At 70.1% G+C, this 20694-nt stretch carries 18 protein-coding genes and 1 tRNA gene; 11 read left to right on the forward strand and 8 right to left on the reverse strand.

Annotation, left to right across the window (positions count from 1 at the left end; translation table 11 throughout):
* Window positions 1–102: 102 nt before the first annotated feature.
* Window positions 103–1395, forward strand: a complete 1293-nt coding sequence (locus RCR19_RS18870) for an alkaline phosphatase (protein WP_331266218.1) — start codon at window positions 103–105, stop codon at window positions 1393–1395.
* Between the two features lie 214 nt (window positions 1396–1609).
* Window positions 1610–1694 (forward strand) — tRNA-Ser (locus tag RCR19_RS18875).
* Between the two features lie 137 nt (window positions 1695–1831).
* Here the strand turns inward: RCR19_RS18875 and RCR19_RS18880 are convergent.
* The 4 genes from RCR19_RS18880 to RCR19_RS18895 form a co-directional block, all read right to left on the reverse strand.
* Window positions 1832–2044: a hypothetical protein gene (locus tag RCR19_RS18880; protein WP_331266219.1), complete on the reverse strand. Its 213-nt coding sequence runs from the start codon at window positions 2042–2044 to the stop codon at window positions 1832–1834.
* 896 nt (window positions 2045–2940) lie between these two features.
* Window positions 2941–4290: a hypothetical protein gene (locus RCR19_RS18885; protein WP_331266220.1), complete on the reverse strand. Its 1350-nt coding sequence runs from the start codon at window positions 4288–4290 to the stop codon at window positions 2941–2943.
* A 432-nt stretch (window positions 4291–4722) separates the two neighbouring features.
* On the reverse strand, window positions 4723–5577 hold the full coding sequence (locus RCR19_RS18890) for a hypothetical protein (RefSeq protein ID WP_331266221.1): 855 nt from the start codon (window positions 5575–5577) through the stop codon (window positions 4723–4725).
* Window positions 5578–6174: 597 nt separating this feature from the next.
* Window positions 6175–7023 (reverse strand): helix-turn-helix transcriptional regulator, encoded by an 849-nt coding sequence (locus RCR19_RS18895; RefSeq protein ID WP_331266222.1) that lies wholly within the window; start codon window positions 7021–7023, stop codon window positions 6175–6177.
* Window positions 7024–7158: 135 nt separating this feature from the next.
* Here RCR19_RS18895 and RCR19_RS18900 point away from each other — a divergent pair, with 135 nt between their 5' ends.
* Window positions 7159–8013 carry an NAD(P)H-binding protein gene (locus RCR19_RS18900; protein ID WP_331266223.1) on the forward strand — a complete coding sequence of 285 codons (855 nt, stop codon included), beginning with the start codon at window positions 7159–7161 and terminating at the stop codon, window positions 8011–8013.
* 86 nt (window positions 8014–8099) lie between these two features.
* Window positions 8100–8288, forward strand: a complete 189-nt coding sequence (locus tag RCR19_RS18905; RefSeq protein WP_331266224.1) for a hypothetical protein — start codon at window positions 8100–8102, stop codon at window positions 8286–8288.
* 221 nt (window positions 8289–8509) lie between these two features.
* On the opposite strand, the gene RCR19_RS18910 is transcribed toward RCR19_RS18905, so the two are convergent.
* Window positions 8510–9130 carry a hypothetical protein gene (locus tag RCR19_RS18910; protein WP_331266225.1) on the reverse strand — a complete coding sequence of 207 codons (621 nt, stop codon included), beginning with the start codon at window positions 9128–9130 and terminating at the stop codon, window positions 8510–8512.
* A gap of 417 nt (window positions 9131–9547) precedes the next feature.
* On the opposite strand from RCR19_RS18910, the gene RCR19_RS18915 reads away from it, so the two are divergent.
* From RCR19_RS18915 to RCR19_RS18930, 4 genes are all read left to right on the forward strand, one after another.
* A complete protein-coding gene (locus RCR19_RS18915; protein WP_331266226.1) occupies window positions 9548–10066 on the forward strand; it encodes a toxin-antitoxin system HicB family antitoxin in 519 nt (172 codons plus the stop codon).
* An 80-nt stretch (window positions 10067–10146) separates the two neighbouring features.
* A complete protein-coding gene (locus RCR19_RS18920) occupies window positions 10147–10989 on the forward strand; it encodes a DUF4097 family beta strand repeat-containing protein (protein WP_331266227.1) in 843 nt (280 codons plus the stop codon).
* 77 nt (window positions 10990–11066) lie between these two features.
* On the forward strand, window positions 11067–12071 hold the full coding sequence (locus RCR19_RS18925) for an ATP-binding cassette domain-containing protein (protein ID WP_331269484.1): 1005 nt from the start codon (window positions 11067–11069) through the stop codon (window positions 12069–12071).
* On the forward strand, window positions 12068–12850 hold the full coding sequence (locus tag RCR19_RS18930; RefSeq protein WP_331266228.1) for an ABC transporter permease: 783 nt from the start codon (window positions 12068–12070) through the stop codon (window positions 12848–12850). Before RCR19_RS18925 ends, RCR19_RS18930 begins: the two co-directional genes overlap by 4 nt.
* A gap of 155 nt (window positions 12851–13005) precedes the next feature.
* Here RCR19_RS18930 and RCR19_RS18935 read toward each other — a convergent pair whose 3' ends face one another.
* Window positions 13006–13374: a hypothetical protein gene (locus RCR19_RS18935; protein WP_331266229.1), complete on the reverse strand. Its 369-nt coding sequence runs from the start codon at window positions 13372–13374 to the stop codon at window positions 13006–13008.
* 244 nt (window positions 13375–13618) lie between these two features.
* On the opposite strand from RCR19_RS18935, the gene RCR19_RS18940 reads away from it, so the two are divergent.
* Together RCR19_RS18940 and RCR19_RS18945 are read left to right on the forward strand one after the other, a co-directional pair.
* Window positions 13619–14119 (forward strand): DNA starvation/stationary phase protection protein, encoded by a 501-nt coding sequence (locus RCR19_RS18940; RefSeq protein ID WP_059127326.1) that lies wholly within the window; start codon window positions 13619–13621, stop codon window positions 14117–14119.
* Window positions 14120–14307: 188 nt separating this feature from the next.
* Entirely contained in the window at window positions 14308–15765 is a 1458-nt protein-coding gene (locus RCR19_RS18945) for a multicopper oxidase family protein (RefSeq protein WP_331266230.1), read from the forward strand.
* A gap of 123 nt (window positions 15766–15888) precedes the next feature.
* Here RCR19_RS18945 and RCR19_RS18950 read toward each other — a convergent pair whose 3' ends face one another.
* On the reverse strand, window positions 15889–16878 hold the full coding sequence (locus RCR19_RS18950; RefSeq protein ID WP_331266231.1) for a helix-turn-helix domain-containing protein: 990 nt from the start codon (window positions 16876–16878) through the stop codon (window positions 15889–15891).
* Window positions 16879–17475: 597 nt separating this feature from the next.
* On the opposite strand from RCR19_RS18950, the gene RCR19_RS18955 reads away from it, so the two are divergent.
* A complete protein-coding gene (locus tag RCR19_RS18955) occupies window positions 17476–19476 on the forward strand; it encodes a SpoIIE family protein phosphatase (RefSeq protein ID WP_331266232.1) in 2001 nt (666 codons plus the stop codon).
* A 96-nt stretch (window positions 19477–19572) separates the two neighbouring features.
* On the opposite strand, the gene RCR19_RS18960 is transcribed toward RCR19_RS18955, so the two are convergent.
* Window positions 19573–20442, reverse strand: coding sequence for a bifunctional DNA primase/polymerase (locus RCR19_RS18960; RefSeq protein WP_331266233.1), 870 nt, complete (start codon window positions 20440–20442; stop codon window positions 19573–19575).
* Between the last annotated feature and the right edge of the window lie 252 nt (window positions 20443–20694).

The following is a 20694-nucleotide window of genomic DNA, read 5'->3' on the forward strand; positions in this document are numbered from 1 at the left end:
GCGTGCACTGTTCGCCCAGGCGTCACTTGCGGTTAGGCATAAACCGATTGTTGCTCCCTAGATTGCAAAAGGAGTGTTTTGCCACGTCCATGGGAGGGTTTTGTGAGCAAGAACGTGCGCGGTATGCGTTGGGGGGCGCCCGCCGCAGCGGCATCGGCCGCGGTGGTGGTGACCATGGTGCTCAACCCCACGCTGGGTGCGTCCGCCAGTGCTCCGCAGAGCACGGCGAAGGCGAAGGCCCCCGCCGCGAAGAACGTCATTTTCATCAATGGTGACGGCATGGGTGCGGCCTTCCGTGAGGCGGCGCGACTGCACCTCGCCGGCCTGCAGGGCCAGCTGACGATGGATCGTCTTCCCGTCTCCGGCCAGCTGACGACGACGCCGGACGACCCCAAGGCCATCGTCACGGACTCCGCGGCCGCCGCCACCGCGTGGGCCACGGGCGAGAAGACCTACAACGGCGCCATCAGCGTCGACCCCGACGGCAACCCGCTTCCCACGCTCGGGGCGCAGGCCAAGGCCGCGGGCAAGGCCACCGGCCTCGTGACCACGGCTCAGGTCACCGACGCGTCGCCTGCGGCCTTCTTCTCCAACACCGCCGACCGCGGCAAGCAGGACGAGATCGCGCGTCAGTACCTCGAGGTCAGCAAGCCGGACGTGATCCTGGGCGGCGGCGAGGACTGGTGGCTGCCGGCCGACAACGCGGGCGCCTACCCCGACAAGCCGGCCGAGGACACCAGCGAGGGCAGCCGCGGCACCAAGGGCAACCTGATCGCCAAGGCCCAGCGCTCCGGCTACACGTACGTCAACAGCGCCAATGGGCTGGACAAGGCCAAGGGCGGCAAGCTGCTCGGCCTCTTCAGCAACGAGGAGATGTTCCAGCAGCGCCCCGAGGGCCAGGGCGACGTGTACAGCCCGGTCGTCGACCTCGCCACGATGACCAGCAAGGCGCTGAACACGCTGGACAAGAACAAGAAGGGCTTCTTCCTCATGGTCGAGGAGGAGGGCACCGACGAGTTCGCGCACAGCAACAACGGCGCGCGTGTCCTGCAGTCGATGCAGCAGCTGGAGAAGGCCGTCGCCGTCGCCCGCTCCTACCAGGCGACGCACCCGGACACCCTCATCGTCGTCACCGGTGACCACGAGACCGGCGGTCTGTCGGTCGAGGAGAACGACGCGGCCGACGAGTCCGGCAGCGGCATCTCCGTCGAGGACGGTCCGTTCACGATCCACGGCAGCGACCGCACCTTCACGATCGACTGGACGACGTCCGGCCACACCAGCGTCGACGTCCCCGTGACGGCCGCGGGCCCGCTCGCGAACCAGTTCACCGGCAAGCACGCCAACACCTACGTCCACGACGTCCTGTCCCAGATCCTGGCTCCCCGCCACTGATCTGCTCGACCGGCAGGTCTTCGTCCCGGAGCGGCGTGCTGTTCCGGGACGAAGACGAGCGGACGCAGAACGGACTCCGCCTCGGCGGGAGTAGGGCACCGGGCGGTCCGCCCGGTGCCCGGCCGTCGTCCGGGGCCGTCCTTCGGCCGGTCCCCGTGCCCAAGGTCGTCAGGCGCTAGGCTGTACCTGCTCCGCCCCTGGTGGGCGAGCGCGGGGTGGGTTGCCCGAGCGGCCTAAGGGAACGGTCTTGAAAACCGTCGTGGCGCGAGTCACCGTGGGTTCAAATCCCACACCCACCGCGTTGCAGGTCAGAAGCTTGCAGGTCAGATGGGGTGCCACTTTCCGGAGCGGCACCCCATCTGCGTGACCGTGTCTCAGCCTGATTCGCCGGTTTCCCACCTCTGACCAGCACGTGCGGCCAACCTGCGGCCAGGATTCACGGCCCCTCGGCGTCGCTCTCGTGCTCTGCCAACCCCTGTTCGATCAGCGCGTTCATCCTCGCCTCTTCCCCGTCGGGCACCTTGGCGCAGTAGCGCTGGAGAACCGCGACGCTCTGTCCCGCGCGGCGAGCCGTCTCAGCGAGGCTGACCCCGGACCGGAGCCAGAAGGACACGCAGGCGTGCCGCAGGTCGTACGGGATGGCGGCCATGATTGACGACGTAGGCGTTCGGGGTAGGGGTGGCCACCCGCGCCGGAGCCGCAGCCACGGCCGGCAGGGACAGTCCCGCCAGCACGACCAGCATGGCCAGGGCCCCCATGACCAGCCGCAAGATGCCCGGGTCTGGCCCGGGCCTGCTCCGGTCCGGTACCGGACCGCCCCGCGGCCCGGACTGCTTGCCCGCATATGGGATCACGAACGCCTCGCTTCGTCAGGAAGGGCGGCAGCGACCGGACATACCATGGGCGCCGACAGTGCACCGCAGCCACACAAGGCATGTGACCGCGCGTCACTCTATGTAGCTTGTTGTGGACAGGGCGGCCAGCACCCCGCAACCGATGTGCCAGGCTGAGCGGTTGGGCGCACACCGCATACGACCCGATCGACTGACCATCAGACCGGCCGTCACGAATGCCCGCGGCCGGCGGCACACACTACGGTGCGACCGCGCACTGCTGCGGAAGACGTTTGGGGCCGATCCCACGTGACCGCAGGGCCTGGATCAAAGACGAAGAGCGCCTCCACGCGGGAAGCCAACGGCATAGCCTCACTCTCGCCACCTCCGGAGAAATCCTGGAGATGATCCCGCCCTTGAGGCCTCGAAGTACCGATGCACGCCAACGCACAGCAACGCCCTGATCTGCACCTTTGACGTGAGCCGCAGGTCGACGATCCCCCAGGGCCTAATTCGGGACGAAGAGGTCGTGGGTTCAAACCCGCCACCCCGACAGAGAGATGACAAATCAGGCCCGGTGCTGAGATCAGCACCGGGCCTGATTTGTTGTCCGGGGCGTTCCAGGAGAAGCTGCGCAGGGCTAACTGACCAAGCGTCAAGCTAGAGCTACCGGTTACGTGGGCGAGCCGCGGGCTCGCCCCCCTCACCGCTGTCAGGCGGACGGGTTGACGACCACCTTGGCCGAGTTGTTCTTGCTGTTCGGGTCGAAGGTGGAGGACGTGTCGGAGTGGGGGTGGACGACGACGCGGCCCGTCGCGTCGGGGACGACGCGGTCGATGCGCAGCTGGAACGGAAAGCTGACCTTCAGGTCCGGCTTGGCCCACAACGGCAGGGTGCAGGCGTAGTGGCCGATGGCCGGGTCGTCGCCGGACGTCCAGGCGTTGCGGCAGGTGTCGGGCACGGACGTGGCGGTGGTGCCCTCCGGGAGGTAGTAGTCGATCACGGCGACCGGGTCGCCGGAGCTGACGTTGCCGACCCAGGCCGGGCCGCGGTTGACGAAGCGGAAGGCGGCGGTGACGGTGTCGCCGGCCGCGCCGCTCACCTCGGTGCCGCGCACGGCGAAGTCGGCGGTGTTGTCGGCGGTGATGTGCCAGGAGCGGCCGTTGTCCGAGCCGTCGAGGTCGGTGGCGTCGCCGCCGGGCTGGACCTCGTAGTCGAACCGTTCGTACAGGGCGTGGTCGGTGACGGCGAGGTGTAGCGGCTCCGGGAGGCCGACGCTGGCGCCGGGCGCTATGTCGGTGTCGAAGGAGCAGGTCACGTACGTCATGGGCGTGTACTCGCCGCCGTTGTCCGGCCCGGAGTAGGTGCACTGCGGGTAGCGGGTGACGACGTCGAGGCCGTATGTCGCCCACATCTTCACGTTGAAGCCGTGGGCGGTCTCGTTGCCGGTGTTGGTGACGGAGAACGGCACGGTGAGGCTGGTGCCGGGCGCGACGTCGGTGGTGTCCTGCGGGGCGCTGATGCCGAGGTCCGGGCCGGAGCCGACGGTGACGAAGGTCTCCGCGGAGTCCTGCGGGGCGACGAGCGTGCCGTCGGGTCCGCCGGTGGCTTCGGCGGAGTACTCGATCGAACCCTGCGCTCCCACGACGGCGCCAGCCGCGGCCTGCACCTTCAGCTGCACCTGCGCGCTCCAGCGGGTCGGAACGTCCCCGGTGTCGCACACCGCGACGGTGCCGGCGTCGTTCGGAGTGCAGTTGTCGGGCCAGGACACGTCCGCGACGCCGGCGAGGCCGGAGACGTCGACGGTCAGCCGCCCGTCGGTCACGGTGAAGTTGTCGTTGTCGTGGTACAGACCGAGCGCCAGCGACCGGAACTGCGCCGCACCGCCGTCCGGAGCGACGGTGACCGACTGCTCGTACGGCGCCTGGATCCACAGCTGATCGCTCTGCGGCTGGTCGTCGGCGAGGGCGACCCCACTCCCGAGACCGGCTGCGACCAACGCCCCCACGGCTCCGGCGCAGGCTCCGCGACGCAGCACACGCCCGACGGAGACAGAACTCATGACATCCCCCAGATGGGACAGAAGAGACCCCGGCACAGTGATCAGCACCAGGCGCGAATTGGACGACCTGTCGAGACGGAAAGTTGTAGGGAGGGGCGCAAGTGGTGCGTGGTTCTTACCGTCTTCTTGATCAGTCGGGTAGGGGGCGGCGAGGCGTGTGGTCAACGTATCGCCCGTACGCCTCGCGTCCGCCCCCCACTGGTACCCGAGCGGCCCCCTACCAGTAGGCGACGTCGGCCGAACGGGAGGCAGCCGTTGCGACTGTTGGGAGAAATCTGGGAGAAGATCTTCTCCCAGGGGTCTCAGCTGCGGTCTCAATAGGACTTCAATCCGAGTCGGTCCAGCAGGCTCCGCTGGAGTCCAGCCATGGTCGGAGGAGCGGTGGCGCGGCGGTCTTGAAAAAACCGTCGTGGCGCGGGCGGCCACCTGGGGTCAGCCCTTGGAAAGCGTGACCTCCGACTCCTGCTGTCCTGTGTCGACAGCCACCGGGTAGTCCCGGTCGTCTGCCCGGGCCCTGCCGCGCATCGTCGCGGTGCCGGGCCGGAACGAGGTGCCGGGTTCCTGGCTGGTCAGCGTGACGGACCAAGGGACGGGCGCGCCCGGAGCACAGGCCACGTATGTCTCATAGGAGGCACCCGGCGTCTCGTGCCTCTGGATCTGGAAGACCTGTCCGGTGACCGTGACGCTCGCAGGCTTGTTGCACGTCACGGTGCCACCGACGGTGATCCGACCGTCCGGGACGTTCACCGTGGCATTGGGGTCGGTGTTCATCCCCATGGCGAGTTCAACCGGAGGTTCGGGCATGACCGCGTGAACCGCACCGCGCAGAGGCACGGTCGATCCGTTGCAGTACTGCTCGAAGGTGGCGTCAAGTTCGTGGACGTAGCCGTAGGGGCCGAAGGCAATGTGCTCGATGGTGAAGGAGCCGGAGTTGGTATTGCACCATTTGTCGGTCCCGCTGAACGTCAGCTCCGGATCCCCCGGCTGCGCGTAGGGCCATTGCTTCGCCCCGGTGTACGTGGTGCCTTCCGTCAGTTTCTGACCATCGGGGGCGGCGACGATGAGACGCCAGAGCGTGCCCTGGTTCGCATCTATCGCGACGGCAAGGCTGTTCTCGTCCCTGCTGCCCTGGACGTCGAACAGCTGGACCGCTCCAGCCTCGTACCCATACGACTGACCGCCTGAAATGGGCTCGCCCGGTTCGCCGCCGAAGCTCAGCGATCCTGACTCCGCGCTGTAGGCCTGCGCAGTGTCCACCAGCGGTGCAGCCGTGAGCGCGACGGTCATTGCCGCGACGACGCCCACTGCCCGGGCCGGTATGCGTCTCGGCGTGGTACTTCTCGTCAAGGTTTCCCCTCGAGGGAGTTTTCGATCTTGACCATCAGGCGCGCAACGCATGCGCCGTTGAGGCTCAAGTCGGGCGAAAACTTGCTTTTTTGAGAGGCCGTCAAGCCTCATTAGGGGAGCGCTGGAGCTTCGGCAAACGTCACAGGGGCCTCACAAGTCCCGTTCGCCACATCCATGGCATCGGTCCGTGATCTCACGACCGGTCGGGCACACAAGGGGCCAGGGACCACGTGGTGGCGGTGCCGCCTGGGCCGGAGTCTCTCCGCAATGCTCGCGCGGTGCCTTGCCGCCGCAGTGGGCCACTTCCGCGCCGCGTGCGCGCGGGCATGGGCGTACCAGCCAGTTCGGTTTCGCTCGTGCACCTCGGACACCGGAGGTCCGGTCTCGGTATCGGACGGCTCGCCCTTTCGCGTCGCGGTCAGCGGCTCCGCGCGGCGGGCGTCCGCGAGATTCCTGGTGGCGAACTTCTCCCGATGCTCCGTCCCGTCCGCTTGCCGGCGAGTTGGGACGGAGTGAACTCGAAAGGCGCGCAGGCGTTCAGGAGCTCGTCGGTGTCAGGTCCTGCAAGCCCACCACCCGCAGCAACTGCAAGCGCAGGTACGACTCCGTGCCCGGGCGGGCCGTGTGGATGACGAGCTGCTGGTTGTGGTCGGAGTTGACGAGGACCTCGCAGTCGAGTTCGAGGATGCCGATCGCGGGGTGCCGAAAGCGTTTCGTGGCGGCGCGGCGTACGGCGACCTCGTGTTCGTCCCAGAGGCGGGCGAACTCCTCGCTCGCGGCGCGCAGTTCGGCGACGAGGGAGGAGGGGTCGGGGTCCGTGGGGCGGGCCGAGGCCACTGCTCGCAGGCCGGCGACCCGCTCGCGGGCGCGCTCGGGGCGGTCCTCGGGCGGGAACAGCTCCTGGGCCGCCGGGTCCAGGAAGAAGCGGCGGATCATGTTGCGTCCTTGGGGCGGGCGGGCGAGGACGTCTCCGCTCAGCGCCCGTGACAGCGCGTTCTGGGCCAGGACCTCGCCGCAGTCGGTCACCACCATCGCCGGGGTGTCGTGCAGCCGGTCCAGCACCAGGAGCAGGCCCGGGCGCACGTGCGTGCCGGTCGCCTCCCGGCGCGGCGGCTGTTCGCCGGCGAGGTGGAAGAGGTGGTCGCGTTCGTCCTCCGTCAGGCGCAGGGCGCGGGCCAGCGCGGTGAGCATCTGGCGGGACGGGCTCGGGCCCCGGGACTGTTCCATCCGCGTGTAGTAGTCCACGGACATGCCGGCCAGCTGGGCCACCTCCTCGCGGCGCAGCCCCGGCGTACGGCGGCGGGCGCCGGCCGTGAGGCCCACGTCGGAGGGGTCCAGACGGGCGCGAGCGCGGCGCAGGAAGTCGGCGAGTTCGCTTCGGTTCACCTCTCCAGGGTGCGGGAGGCCGGCCGGCTTATCCAGGGACTCCCGGTCCCCCGATGAAGAGGTCTCTCCCGATCGTTCCCGCATCCGCCGAGGCTGGTCACAACGACAGGCGACACAGTGCGTGAGGAGCACATCATGCTGACTTTGGTGACCGGTACGACGGGACAGGTCGGACGCCGCTTCGTGCCGAGGCTGCTGGCCCAGCGGCAGCCGGGCGAGCAGGTGCGGGTCCTGGTACGGGACGCAACCCGCGGCGAGCGCTTCGCTGAGCTGGGCGCCCAGGTCGCCGTAGGAGACATGCGCGACGAGGAGACACTCGGCGAGGCGCTCGTCGGCGTGGACGCCGTCGTGAACGTCGCCGCCTCCTTCCGCGGGGTGCCGGACGAGGAGGCGTGGGCCGTCAACCGGGACGCCGCGGTGGCCCTGGGCCGCGCCGCGCAGGCCTCCGGCGTGGCGCGGTTCGTGCAGGTCAGTACAGGCAATGTGTACGGCGTCGGACGGGGCCGCCCGCTGACCGAGGAGGACGAGAGCCGACCGGGCGGCGAGATGTGGGGCGCCTACCCCGAGTCCAAGGCCGAGGCCGAGCGTGAACTGCTCGCGCTCAAGAGCCTGGACGTGCGCATCGCGCGGCTCCCCTTCGTCTACGGCGAGGGCGACCCGCACCTCGCCAACTCCTTGCATTGGGCCGCCGGTTGGGCGCCGCACCAGCGCCTGCAGATGGCCCACCACGCGGACGTCGCCCAGGGTCTGATGCGTCTGCTGTACGCGCCGAGCATCGTCGGCCGCATCTACAACATCGCCGATGACGCCCCTGTCACGACGGTCGAGCTGTACCAGCTCAACGGCGTCGAGGTGCCCGCCGGGCTCCACGAGCTCACGGACCCCGACCCGTGGTTCGGGATCATGTCCAACCAGCGCATCCGCCGGGAGCTCGGCTTCCGGCCGATCTATCCGAGCGTCTGGACGGCCCGGGACGCCGGAGCCCTGTGACGGTCACTGCGCGAGGTGAGTCCATCCTCTGATGTACAACATCGCCATGACGACTCGGCCGACGCGGGCGATGTGGTGGGCCGAGCGTGGCCGGCGTGACCCTCACGGCGATTGTTTTCCTGGTGTCGTTGGGAGCCGGAGGCCGCCACGTGACCCTCGAACGCCTGCCGTCGATTCTCTTGATCGCGCTGTCCACCGGCGTGGGCATCTTCGTGAGCGGCCGATTCGGGGCGTGGGGGTCGCGTCGCGGTACCGCGTGCCACTCGCAGACCTGAAAGCCGTCGCGGCGCGAGTCACCGTGGGTTCGAACCCCACCCCCACCGCGCAGCCGAACGGCCCCCGACCCGGTGGATCGGTCGGGGGCCTTGGGCATGTCCCCGTACCGTGGTCGCCCGGTGTCCCGCGTGGTCCTTTGTTCGGTCAGGCGCGCAGGGCCCCGCCCCTCGTCCCTTCGGCACGGAGAACCTGCGATCGAAAGCCGCGTGCCCGCATCCGCTCAGTCCGCGCGGGGAGGATTCGCACCGGCGGCCACGGCCGGGTTCCTCCTCGCCCGGGCCCGGTCGAGGCACCAAGCCCCCAGAGCCACAAGTGCGGCCGCACCGAACCCGTACACCGGCAGCCACAACGTAGTGGTGGCCGACAGGCAGTCGGCGACCGCCTCATGGATCTTGGTCTCCCGTACGTGGGCCAAGGCGGCTCCGTCGCGACCGGCCAGGCCGGCGAGTGCCGCTTCTGTCTGGAGGCCCGCGTACCTGCCCGTCTCAGGACATACGCGTCGAGTGCCCGGCATCGGAAACAACCAGGCCCAGCGCTGAAGAGCGGGTGCCAGGGTGATCGCCACGCACAGGCCGACCACCAGGGAGAACGCGGTCAGATTCCGCATGTACGCGGATCCGGGGCCGGGCGTCCAGGTCGGCAGCCGGTAGAAGGAGAAGACCACCGCGAGGAGGGTCAGTCCGATGTAGCTGGAGAACCACTGCCATGAACCCTGCGCGAGTGCGGCCGTCAGCACGGCGGCGAGTGCAATGCCGATGACCCCCGGCTGACCGGAAGCGTCATGGCTCGCACCGGCGGACGTCGGTCGCCGGGCTTCTCTGAGTGTGGGTCGGTCGTCCATGATCCCTCCCGCTGGGGTCGGAGGCCATCAGCATCCGGGCACGGTGCGTCTCGGCAGGGCGCCATGCCGGACCGGCCCGTAGGCCCGCCCGATCGGCCGGGACCCGGAGCCGGGCGCCGTCGCCATGGGGCGAGGCCCCGCCCGGCCGGTGTCGGGTTCGCCCCGGCGCATTCCTGCCTGGACATCGCATGGCACCGCGTGGCACCGAGTGGCACCGCGTGGCGTCCAGTAGTGCCAGGTGGCGCCAGACGGTGCCAGATCGGCGCTCCTGGTGGCGCATCGGCACGCATTCCGCCACTGTGGCACAGCTCGGACGGCTGACCGTTTCGCAGGTCAGATCGCCATTCTTCAAGCATGACCCATGCGCGGTGCCACTTGGACTTGCATGTGGCGCCATAGTGGTGCCATGATGACGTCATGGACCTCACGCCGTATGTCGACACCCTCCGCCGCGAACTTGCGGTGGCCGCCGAAGCCGGCGGCGAAGACGCCCGCGAACTGGCCGAGCGGCTCACCGCTCCTCTGGAGTCGGCGACCCGCCTGACCATGCTCAATGTGCTCTCCGCCGCGATGGACGAGATCACCCGCGAGCTCGCCCCCGGCTCGGTCGACGTACGGCTGCGCGGGCTCGACCCCGACTTCGTGGTGACACCGCCGCCCGCCTACGGCGGCTCCACGGAAGCGGCGGCGGCGCCCGTCGAACCACTCAACGTGCAAGCGCCCGCAGAGGCCGACGAGGGCGGCACCGCCCGCGTCAATCTGCGTCTGCCGGCCCACCTCAAGGCGCGTGCCGAGGAGGCCGCGAGCCGCGAGGGCCTGTCGGTCAACGCATGGCTGGTGCGGGCGGTGTCGGCCGCGGTCGACGGCGGCACACGGCCGCGTACGCCGGAGAAGACCCGCAGCATCGGACAGAACTTCACGGGCTGGGTGCGCTAGCCGCGCCCGCCCGCCCCACTTCACCCACACCACGTCCCACCAGCGGGGACGCCCCAAGGACTCAATAGGACGGTACAGCCATGCCTTCTTTCGACACTCCCGAACCGATTTCTGTCACCGCCCACGTGGGCGCCGGTTCCATCCGGTTCACCGCGAGCGACCGCCCCGACACGGTCGTCGAGGTCCGGCCCCTCAACGCGAAGAGGGACAAGGACGTGCGGGCCGCCGAGCAGACCGAGGTCGCATACGTGAGCGGCGTCCTGACCGTCAGGACGAAGGAGCGCCGACTCATCGGGCCCAGCGGCGCGGTCGACGTGACGGTGGAGCTGCCCACGGGCTCGCGCGTCGACATGGACGGCTCCTGGACCCAGGTGCTCGGCGAGGGCCGGCTCGGCGAGGTCCGGGTGAAGGCCTCGGGCGGTGACGTCCGCCTGGACTCGACCGGGCCGCTCCAACTGACGGTCTCCCACGGCTCGATCACCGTCGACCGGGTCGAGGGTCTGGCCGAGGTCGTCACCAGTTTCGGCAGCCTGCGCGTCGGCACCGTCGACGGCCCCGCCGTCCTGAAGAACTCGCACGGCACCACGACCGTCGGGGCCGCGATCGGCGACCTGCGGGTGAGCGGTGCCCACGGCAACATCGACATCACGCGCGCCGAGGGCTCGGTCACCGCCACGACCGCCCACGGCACCCTGCGCGTGGACGAGGTCGCCCGCGGAGTCGTCCAGTTGGAGACGTCCTACGGCGCCATCGAGGTCGGCGTCCGCGAGGGCACCGCCGCGTGGCTCGACGTCAGCTCCGAGCGGGGGCAGGTGCGCAACACGCTCGCCGCCTCCGAGGCCCCGGCGGAGACCGAGGACACCGTCGAGGTCCGCGCCCGGACCCGCTGGGGAAACATCGACGTGCGCCGCGCCCGGGCCTGAGCGCCCGCACCGCGAACTCACCCACTCCTTCTGGTCACTTCACCCTCGAACGGGAGGGCTCCATGCCTTCATCTGTCATGCCCACGTCCAGGCGGGGCGACGGTTCGCAGCCGCCCGCCGCCGTCTCCACCATCGGTCTGCGCAAGTCGTACGGCGACAAGACCGTGCTCGACGGAATCGATCTGCGTATCCCGGCCGGATCCGTGTTCGCGCTGCTCGGGCCGAACGGCGCCGGCAAGACCACCACCGTGCAGATTCTGTCCACGCTCATCGCCGCCGACGGCGGACAGGCCCAGGTCGCCGGGCACGACGTCGCCACGGCACCGGACAGGGTGCGCGCCGCGATCGGCGTCACCGGACAGTTCGCCGCGCTCGACGACCTGCTCACCGCCGAGGAGAACCTGCTCCTCATGGCCGACCTGCTGCGCCTCGGCAAACGTGAAGGGCGCCTGCGGGCGGCGGAGTTGCTGGAGCGGTTCGGTATCGCCGACGTCGCTCACAAGCGGGCCGCCACCTTCTCCGGCGGTATGCGGCGCCGGCTCGACCTCGCCATGACGCTGGTCGGTGACCCCCGGGTGATCTTCCTGGACGAGCCGACGACCGGTCTCGACCCGCGCAGCCGCCGCACCATGTGGGACACGGTGCGCTCGCTGGTCGCGGGCGGCACCACGGTCCTCCTCACCACCCAATACCTGGACGAGGCGGACCAGTTGGCCGACCGGATCGCCGTGCTCGACGGCGGCCGGATCGTCGCCGAGGGCAGCGCCGACGAGCTCAAGGCGCGGATCCCCGGCAGTCATGTGCGGCTGCGGTTCACCGACTCCGACGAGTACGAGCGCGCGGCGGCCGTGTTCCCCGGCGCGGCCCGGGACGACGAGAACCTCGCCCTGCGCGTGGCCGGCGACGGCGGCCTCGACGCGTTGCGCGGACTGATCGACCGGCTCGACGCCGCCGGGATCCCGGCGGCCGACTTCTCCGTGCACACCCCCGACCTCGACGACGTGTTCCTCGCCCTGACCGGCCGCGGCACCGCCGAAACCGGCACCAGCACCCCGCTCCACGCCAAGGAGACCCTGCAATGAGCACCCTCACCCACGCCGTGCACGACTCGACGACGATGCTGCGGCGCAACCTCAAGCACGCGATCCGCTATCCGTCCGTGGGGCTCGGCAGCGCCCTGACACCGATCCTGATGCTGCTGCTGTTCGTGTACGCCTTCGGTGACTCGATCGGCGCCGGCATGGGCGGCGGCCGGGGCACGTACGTGAACTACCTGACGCCCGGCATCATCATCATGGGGGTGGCCGCCGGTTCGATGTCGACCTCCATCGCGGTCTGCTCCGACATGACCGAGGGCATCATCAACCGCTTCCGCACGATGGACATCACGCGCTCGTCGTTCATGACGGGGCATGTCATCGGCAGCGTCATCCAGACCATGGTGTGCATGGTCCCGGTCGTGGGCGTCGCGCTCGCCGTCGGGTTCCGGTCCGGGGCGACCCCGCTCGAGTGGCTGGCCGCGGCCGGCCTCCTCACGGCGATCGCCTTCGCGGTGACCTGGCTGTCGGTGGCGCTCGGGCTGATCTCCAAGACCGTCGAGTCCGCGAGCAACAAGCCGCTGCTGATCCAGTTCCTGCCGTTCCTCGGCTCGGCGTTCGTACCGGCAGACTCGATGTCGCCGGGCCTGCGCTGGTTCGCCGAGTACCAGCCGTTCACGCCGATGACCGAGACACTGCGCGGCCTGCTCTCCGGCTCGGAGATCGGCGACAACGGCTGGATCTCGCTCGCCTGGTGCGCCGGCATCGCCCTGGTCGGTTATGTCTGGTCGCGCTCGCTGTTCAACGGCACCACCAAGCGCTGAGCTCCCACGGGTCACCGGCCACCGACGTCGCACACCGACCCGGGACACCGGGCCCTTGACCGGGCACACTGGTCAAGGGCCCTTTGTCGTCAGCACGGTCGGCCGGCCGGCACGGGCCCGGGGCGCGTCCTGACGCCCGGCCGGGCGAGGGCACGCTATCCGCGCGGGTGCGGGACCTGCTTCCAGCCCTCCATCGACCTGGTGAAGAAAAGGACCCGATAGACATCACGGGTCCACACCGTGGCGCCCTCCCCGAAGTCGGAGAGCTCCCGGAACGCTTCTTCCTCCGAGTCGTAGCTGTACTTCCGGCCCTTGGCGTCCTTGATCATCCACTCTCTGCCGGGCAGCGATGCTCCCATGGCCATGACGATCTTCCCCTCCCCGTTGTCGACGGCGAGAGCGTAGCCACTGTTGCCCCGACCACGGCCCAGCAGGCCCCGCCGAGCAGGAAGTTCGGCCTCGGTGTCCGCGTACGAGCCGCCCGCGGGCCCGCAGCGGTTGTGCGCACGAGATGCCGCGGTCACCACTGAGCACGCTCGCCGGCCGCCACGGATACGCGCAGCCGGGCCGCCCACGGACCCCTCGGACGGCGGTGCCCGTCCGTCGCCGACCTGCGGCCTTCCGGACTCTCTCGTCCGGGTTCCCGGTGTCGCCCGAGCGGATCAGGCGCAGTGGCGGCGGAGAGGAGCCTCCCTAGGCTTGATCGTGTAGGTCAACGGGCCTCCTCTTCCGGGGGCTGCTGTTCGGTCCTTTCCGAGGAGGCACGCCATGACCGCATCGCCCGGGGGTTCCCGACGTCCGGAGGCCGAGGTCGCCGGATTCACCGCCTCGCCGCAGTTCGCCCGAGCGTTGCAGCAGATCCTCGTGGATCTTGTCGAACTGCACCTCCAGGGCAAGCAGGCCCATTGGAACGTCGTCGGCCACAACTTCCGGGACCTCCATCTGCAGCTCGACGAAATCGTCGACGAGGCACGGGAGTTCGCCGACACGATCGCCGAACGCATGCGCGCTCTCGAGGCCTGGCCGGACGGCCGCTCCGACACCGTGGCGGCGAGCACGACACTGCCCGCGTTCCCGGAGGGGGCGCGGAGCGTGAGTGCGGTGGTCGATCTCGTCACCGCGCGGCTGCGCGCCACGGTCGACACGGTGCGCACGCATCACGACCAGGTCGACAGCGAGGACCCCTCCACGGCCGACCTGCTGCACGGCATCATCGACTCGCTGGAGAAGTACGCCTGGATGGTCAGCGCGGAGAACCGGTCCGCCTGACACCGTTTCTGTCGTGGCGCGTCACATCACAAAAATGGACCATTCCCACTATTCTCCCCGGATGGCGGTCCGAAGCACCTGCGGCGGTCCCGCCCCGACCTCGTATGAACCCGCATGACCCGCGTCATGTCCGGCTCATCCGGCTTCGGACTACCCGAGCACGGCACGCCACCCCCGGAGAGACTGTCATGCGCTCATGGTCCAAGACGACCGGGACCCTCGCCTGCCTGGCGCTCGCCCTGTCCTGGCTGTCCGGCTGTGACGCGGCGCCGCCGTCCAAGCCGGCGGCGCTGGGTGCGACGCCGTCCGGGGCACGGCTCAGAGGTGCCGATCTTCTCGACCCCCCGGAGGTGGCGAGCCGTCACGGGGTGCTGCGGACCACCCTCGTGGTGGAGCGGCGCAGGGTATGGGTGGGCGACCGCCGGCTGTGGGCGCTGACCTACAACGGCCGCTACATGCCGCCCACACTCCGCGTACGGCCGGGCGACCGCATCGAGTTGACGCTGGTGAACCGCGTCGGCGCCGAGTGGCAGGGTGTCACGGCGAACACCAATCTCCACGCGCACGGGCTGAACGTCTCACCGCGCCGGCCCGCCGACGACATCTTCATCTCCATCAGGCCCGGCGCGACCTACGACTACACCTACCGGATGCCGCGGAGCATCACACCGGGCACGTACTGGTACCACTCGCACATCGACATGCACTCGGCCGCCCAGGTGGCCGGTGGCGAGTCGGGCCTCATCGTCGTCGACGGCCTGCGCACCTATCTGCCGAGGCACCTGCGCAACATCACCGAGCGCGTGATCGCCCTGAAGGACAACCAGATCAAGGGCAACGAGATCAAGATCCATCCGTTGTCGATCGGGGCGAAGACCAACCGCACGGTCAACGGCCAGCAGAATCCGTTGATCCGCATCCGCCCGGGCGAGACCCAGCTGTGGCGGGTCGCCAACATCGGCGCCAACATCTATTACAAACTGCGTCTGAAGGGCGCCATCTTCCATGTGGTCGCCCAGGACGGCAGGCCCGTCCACCGGATCTACTCCGTGGACACGCTGATCGTCCCGGCCGCCGCCCGGTACGACGTGCTGGTGCAGGGGGGTCCGGCCGGCACCGCCCAGTTGGAGACGCAGCCGTTCTACACCGGACCGGCGGGCAACAGCTTCCCGCAGGCGAACCTGGCGACGGTCGTCACCGGAGGTCCCCCCATGGTCCGGGCCCGTATCCCGTCCCTCTTCGGCCCTCTCGCCGATCTCACCCGCGCCAGGATCGCCGGCCGCAAGGCGATGATCTACACCGAGAACAAGGCGGGCACGCGGTTCTACATCAACGGCAAGTACTACGACCCGAAGCGCATCGACTTCGTCTCCCGGCTCAACACCGTCGAGGAGTGGACGGTGCGCAACGACACGCAGGAGGACCACACCTTCCACGTCCACACCAACCAGTTCCAGGTGATGTCCCTGAACGGGAAGGCGGTGGACCCCGCCCGCGCCTGGCACGAGACGGTCAACGTGCCGCGCGGCCAGAAGCTCGTCCTGCGGATCCGCTTCGACCACTTCACCGGACGGACCGTGCTGCACTGCCATCTCCTCAACCACGAGGACATGGGCATGATGTCCGTCCTGGACATCCGCAGATAGGACGGGAACGGCGGCCACGGGCCGTACGGCGTGCGGCGGTCCCGGCGGTGTGGAGGCGCGCCGCTGCGGCAACGGCGGAAGGCGGAGCAGCGAGACCGGGGCATCCCCGACGCACCGGCGTCGCTAGCCGCGCGTGCCGTCCGGGTCCTGGGCGAAGGCGCGGAACTCGCCGGGGGTCATGCCGACCGCCGCGCGGAAGGCGCGGGTGAAGTCGGACGGTCGTGGATATCCCCAGCGCAGGGCGATCGTGCTGACGGGGACGGTGCGCTGGGAGGGGTCGGCCAGGTCACGTCGGCAGCGGGCGATGCGCTGCTGCCGGACGACGTCGCCGACCGTGGTGCCGTGCAGCTGGAAGACACGGTGCAGATAGCGCGTGGAGATGTAGTGCGCCGCGGCCAGCGAGCCCGGTGTGAGTGCGGGGTCGTGCAGGTGCGCGCCGATGTAGGCGCTGATCCGCTCGAACAGCGCACGCTGCCGTGACCCTGCGGGAAGCAGGGTGTCCCGGTCGCAGTGGTGGGCGAGCAGGGCCGCCGTGAGATCGAGGGCGGTGGTGCCCACCCGGGCGCGGTCGGCCGGGGTCAGTTCCGCGTGCGTGTCGGCGAGGGAGGTCAGCATCACGTGCAGGAGCCGTCCGACCCCCTCCCGCCCGGGAAGCGCCGTTCCGCACAGCGGTGCCACGACCTGCTCCGGCAGGGGCAGGAGCCGCCGCGGGAACTGCAACAGCATCGCCCGTGCCCCGGACGGGTCCGGGCCGGCGATGGCGGTGAACGGCCGGGAGCTGTCGTACAGCAGCAGGTCCCCGGGGCCGACCGAGGCCTGGGACCTGGCCTGTTCGATGCTCTGCCGGCCCGAGAGGGTCAGCGCGATCTGGAACATCTCGGGATCGGACCGGCGGATGAGCCGGGGAGTGCGCTGGGACAGCAGAGGGGTGTAGGACATCAGCGACAGCTGCGCCGGTCCGAGGTCCATGGTCTTGATCAGGGCTTCGATCCGTTCCGGCTCGACGGCGAACCTGATGCGGGTGGCCATCAGGGCCTCCCCCGTGGTCTCCATCCAGGCTGCCGCCCGATCCGTGGGTGGCAGATGGGTGGTGTCCAGCACTGTGGTCAGCATGACCTTCCCTCGTACGTGCCGTTCGCTGCGCAGTGCGTACGAGCGTCCTCGGGGGTCCGGGACAACGGAAGTGCGTTGTGAGCCAAGTCGAGTGCGCGGACCGCTCATGACGCGGCCGGGATCGGACGGCAGGCTGATGCCGCACCCCGACGGACGGGCGGCGATCGCCGGCCCGACCCCGCCGGGTTGCCCGTCGCGGGCCCCTTCTCGGCGCAGGGGCATTCCGGACGGCACGAGAACTCGACCGTGATCACCAAGACGCCGTGCCCATCGAAAACGCCGTGCGCATCGAACCGAGGGGCGCGAAAGCCCCCGTCGGAGCCTCTTGAAGGCCCTGACGGGTGGGTCGCAGGGCCCCCGCCGCCAGTGCCGTGATCAACGGCAGGCCTGGCCGCCTGTCCAGTACGGGGGAGGACGGCTCCGGCGTGCGGGGCTCTGCGGCTTCGGCGGATCCACCGGGGACGCAACCCGCCGGCCGTCACGGCGGCGGCCGTGACACCGCCCCGCGGCTTCCCGATCCGGTGAACGATTATCAGTGGGTATGGTGAATTTGTGCGGTTTATCAGGGGTGGCCCGGCGGCCATGGTGTGTGCCCTGGTGGCGCCACTCCTCGTCTGCCTGGTGCTGGTGCCGTTCCGGACCATGTTCCCCGGCGTGGACGCCGCCCTCGTCCTGGTGGCGGTGGTGGTGGCCGTGGCCGCCCAGGGCCATCGACTCGCGGGCGCCCTCGCGGCGGTGTCGGCCACCGTCTGGTTCGACTACTTCCTGGTCCCGCCGTGGAACGACTTGTCATTGGCAAGTGCCGAGAACGCCTGGACGGTTCTGCTGCTGCTGGTCATCGGAGTCGCCGTCTCGGAGCTGGCGGTTCGCGGCCGGGCCCAGCGCAGACGGGCGCAGGCCGCTCATGGTCACCTCGACCTGCTCTGCCGGGCCAGCAGGTCCATCGGCACCGGTCTCGACGTGGAGCGTACCGCGGAGGAGCTGGTGCAGGTGGCCGTGCCGGGGTTCGCCGACTTCGTCACCGTCGACCTGGCGGCGTCGGTCCTGGCCGGCGAGGAGCCCGAGAACGGCTCCGCCGAACTGCTGCGCGTGGCCGTCGGAGGCGTCGGCGAGGACCATCCGTTCCATCCCTCGGACATGTCGACCGGGCCCGTCGCCCCGACTCCCGCGGCCTGCGGGCTCCCGGGCGCGGTCACATGGAGCGAGCCCGATCTGCTCGCGTCGACCGCATGGCGGTCACCGAGCCCGGAGCGGGGTGAGACCGTGCTGGACTTCGGACTCGGCTCGCTGGTCACGGCGCCGCTGCGGGCGCGGGGCATGTTGCTGGGGACGGTCAACTTCTGGCGTACGCGGGACAGTCGGCCCTTCGGCGCCGGCGATCCGGAGGTCGCCGAGGAACTGGCCGCGAAGGCCGCCGTGGCCATCGACAACGCGCGTCGGTACACCCGTGAACGGTCGACCGCGCTGGCTCTGCAGCACAGTCTGCTGCCGCAGCAACTGCCCGGACAGACGGCGGCGGACGTGGCCTTCCGTTATCTGCCCGCGGGTGCGCAGGCCGGGGTGGGCGGCGACTGGTTCGACGTGATTCCGCTCTCCGGCCACCGGGTCGCGTTCGTCGTGGGGGACGTCGTCGGCCACGGCATCAACGCGTCCGCCACCATGGGACGGCTGCGCACCGCCGTGCGCACCCTCGCGGACCTCGACCTGCCGCCCGACGAGCTCATCACCCACCTGGACGACCTCGTCCTCCACTTCGCCGAGGACGACCGCCCCGGCGCCGCCCGGAACGACGGGGCGGGGCCCTGCGATGTGGGAGCGGCCGGCGACGTCGGGGCGACCTGTCTGTACGCCGTCTACGACCCGGTCTCGTGCCGTTGTGCGCTGGCCTCGGCCGGCCATCCGCTGCCCGTCCTGCTCACCCCGGACGGCGCCGTGGACCTTGTCGCCGGATTCGTGGGACCGCCGCTCGGCCTGGGCGGTCTGCCCTTCGAGACCACCGAGCTCGACCTGTCCGCGGGCAGCGTGCTCGCCCTCTACTCCGACGGCCTGGTCGAGACCCGGGAGCGCGCCCTGGACGACGGCGTGAGCGAACTGCGTGAACTGCTGGCGGCGCCCGCGGCCTCGCTCGAGGCCACGTGCGACTCCATCATCCACACCCTCGTCACCGACCGCCCCGGGGACGATGTGACGCTGCTGCTCGCCCGCACCCGTGTGCTCACCTCGGACCGGGTCGCCAGCTGGGACATACCCGCTGTCCCGGCCCTGGTGGCGAGGGTACGGAAGCAGGCCGTCGAGCAACTGGACGCCTGGGGGCTGTGCGAGGCGACCTGCATCACCGAGCTGCTCGTCAGCGAGCTGGTCACCAACGCCATCCGCTACGGCGAGCCCCCGATCGAGCTCAGACTGATCCGCGACGGCGCGCTGATCTGCGAGGTCTCCGACGCCAGCGGCACCGCTCCTCATCTGCGTCGTGCCCGCACCTACGACGAGGGCGGCCGGGGCCTCCTCCTGGTCGCCCAGCTCAGCCAGAAGTGGGGAACCCGGCACAACGCCAAGGGGAAGACGATCTGGTGCCAGCAGGTGCTGCCGGCCAACTGAGACCTCGCGTACCGCACGGCGCGGGCCGCCGGGCGGCCGTGCGGACCCCGGCCCCCGCCCGGCGCCGTGTCGCCGGGCCCCCGGGTTCCGGCACCCTCACGCCGTCATCCGTGCCGCCGATGCGACGGTCGAGCGGGCCTCGCGTTCGGTGAGGCCGGTGCGGACCGCCGCGTCGACCAGTGCGGGGGCGAGTTCCGGGCCGATCCCGTTCTCGTACGCCCGGCAGGCGGCCCAGAAGAGGCGGGTGTTGCGCTGGCCCTCGTGCGCGGCGAGGACGAACTGGACCAGGCCCTGCCCGTGCCTGTCGGCCGACGGGGGCAGGGCATGGCGGCCGGCGACGCGTGGCGGAGGCAGGAGCAGTCGCAGCAGGGCGGGAGGGCAGGGCGCGGGTGTCAGCTGGGCGGTGCCCGGGGCCGTGCCGTACACCCCGCGCTCGGTGCGCGAGCCGGGGCCGACCAGATAGCCGCCGGCACCGCGGATGTCGATGCCGGGGGCGAGTCGGCCCGCCGAGTTCGGTACGACGACGTCCGGCGGGCCGCTCAGCCACAGATGGCGGCCGCCGCTCGGTGTCAGTACGACCACCGTCTCCGGGATGGTGAACAGATGGCGCAGTGCGAGTTCGCGCAGTGCGGCCGAGGAGTCGGTTCCGGACTTGGTGTCGAGGTCGACGCCGATCAGATGGTGGGGCCGCAGGCCGCAGGCGATGCCGTAGCCGGTGGCCCAGGGCGCGGCGGCGAACAGCTCCCGGATGCGGCGGGGGTCGGTGGAGGCGTCGTAGACCCCGTGCCCGAAACGGCCGCACTCGCCGTGACAGGTGGGGGCGGTCGGATCGGGGTCGTCGCGATGGGGGGAGCGCAGGGCGGGCAGCTTCGTCCGGGACAGCGGGATCACCGCCAGTCCGCGTTCCGCGGCGGACAGGGCATGGGCCAGGGCCAGCGTGGTGGCCTTCCGATCGATGGTGGCCATGCCTCCATGTTCGTACGTACGTTCGAAAAAAGGAAGAGGGTCCGGCGGGGTTCACGATGTGGGAATGTGGCGAAAAGGGTTTATCGACACTTTCTCACGCTTGAGAGGGATCGCCGGGCAATGGGCGATTTGCCGGGGAATCGGTGGGCAACTCTGAAGTCGCGACGTCGTACCTCGTCCGAGGCGGTCGGCCAACTGCCCCGGAAGCAGCCCTACTTCACGTACAACCCGGTGACCAGGCCGGATCGTACG

Origin of the sequence: Streptomyces sp. WAC07094 (assembly GCF_036320405.1) — a bacterium.
Classification (GTDB): Bacteria; Actinomycetota; Actinomycetes; order Streptomycetales; family Streptomycetaceae; genus Streptomyces; species Streptomyces lannensis.

Coding starts and splice junctions, on each gene's coding strand:
- RCR19_RS18880 (WP_331266219.1), bottom strand. CDS start 2,044: ATGGCCGCCATCCCGTACGACCTGCGGCACGCCTGCGTGTCCTTCTGG.
- RCR19_RS18885 (WP_331266220.1), bottom strand. CDS start 4,290: ATGAGTTCTGTCTCCGTCGGGCGTGTGCTGCGTCGCGGAGCCTGCGCC.
- RCR19_RS18890 (WP_331266221.1), bottom strand. CDS start 5,577: ATGACCGTCGCGCTCACGGCTGCACCGCTGGTGGACACTGCGCAGGCC.
- RCR19_RS18900 (WP_331266223.1), top strand. CDS start 7,159: ATGCTGACTTTGGTGACCGGTACGACGGGACAGGTCGGACGCCGCTTC.
- RCR19_RS18910 (WP_331266225.1), bottom strand. CDS start 9,130: ATGGACGACCGACCCACACTCAGAGAAGCCCGGCGACCGACGTCCGCC.
- RCR19_RS18915 (WP_331266226.1), top strand. CDS start 9,548: ATGGACCTCACGCCGTATGTCGACACCCTCCGCCGCGAACTTGCGGTG.
- RCR19_RS18920 (WP_331266227.1), top strand. CDS start 10,147: ATGCCTTCTTTCGACACTCCCGAACCGATTTCTGTCACCGCCCACGTG.
- RCR19_RS18925 (WP_331269484.1), top strand. CDS start 11,067: ATGCCCACGTCCAGGCGGGGCGACGGTTCGCAGCCGCCCGCCGCCGTC.
- RCR19_RS18930 (WP_331266228.1), top strand. CDS start 12,068: ATGAGCACCCTCACCCACGCCGTGCACGACTCGACGACGATGCTGCGG.
- RCR19_RS18940 (WP_059127326.1), top strand. CDS start 13,619: ATGACCGCATCGCCCGGGGGTTCCCGACGTCCGGAGGCCGAGGTCGCC.
- RCR19_RS18945 (WP_331266230.1), top strand. CDS start 14,308: ATGCGCTCATGGTCCAAGACGACCGGGACCCTCGCCTGCCTGGCGCTC.
- RCR19_RS18950 (WP_331266231.1), bottom strand. CDS start 16,878: ATGCTGACCACAGTGCTGGACACCACCCATCTGCCACCCACGGATCGG.
- RCR19_RS18960 (WP_331266233.1), bottom strand. CDS start 20,442: ATGGCCACCATCGATCGGAAGGCCACCACGCTGGCCCTGGCCCATGCC.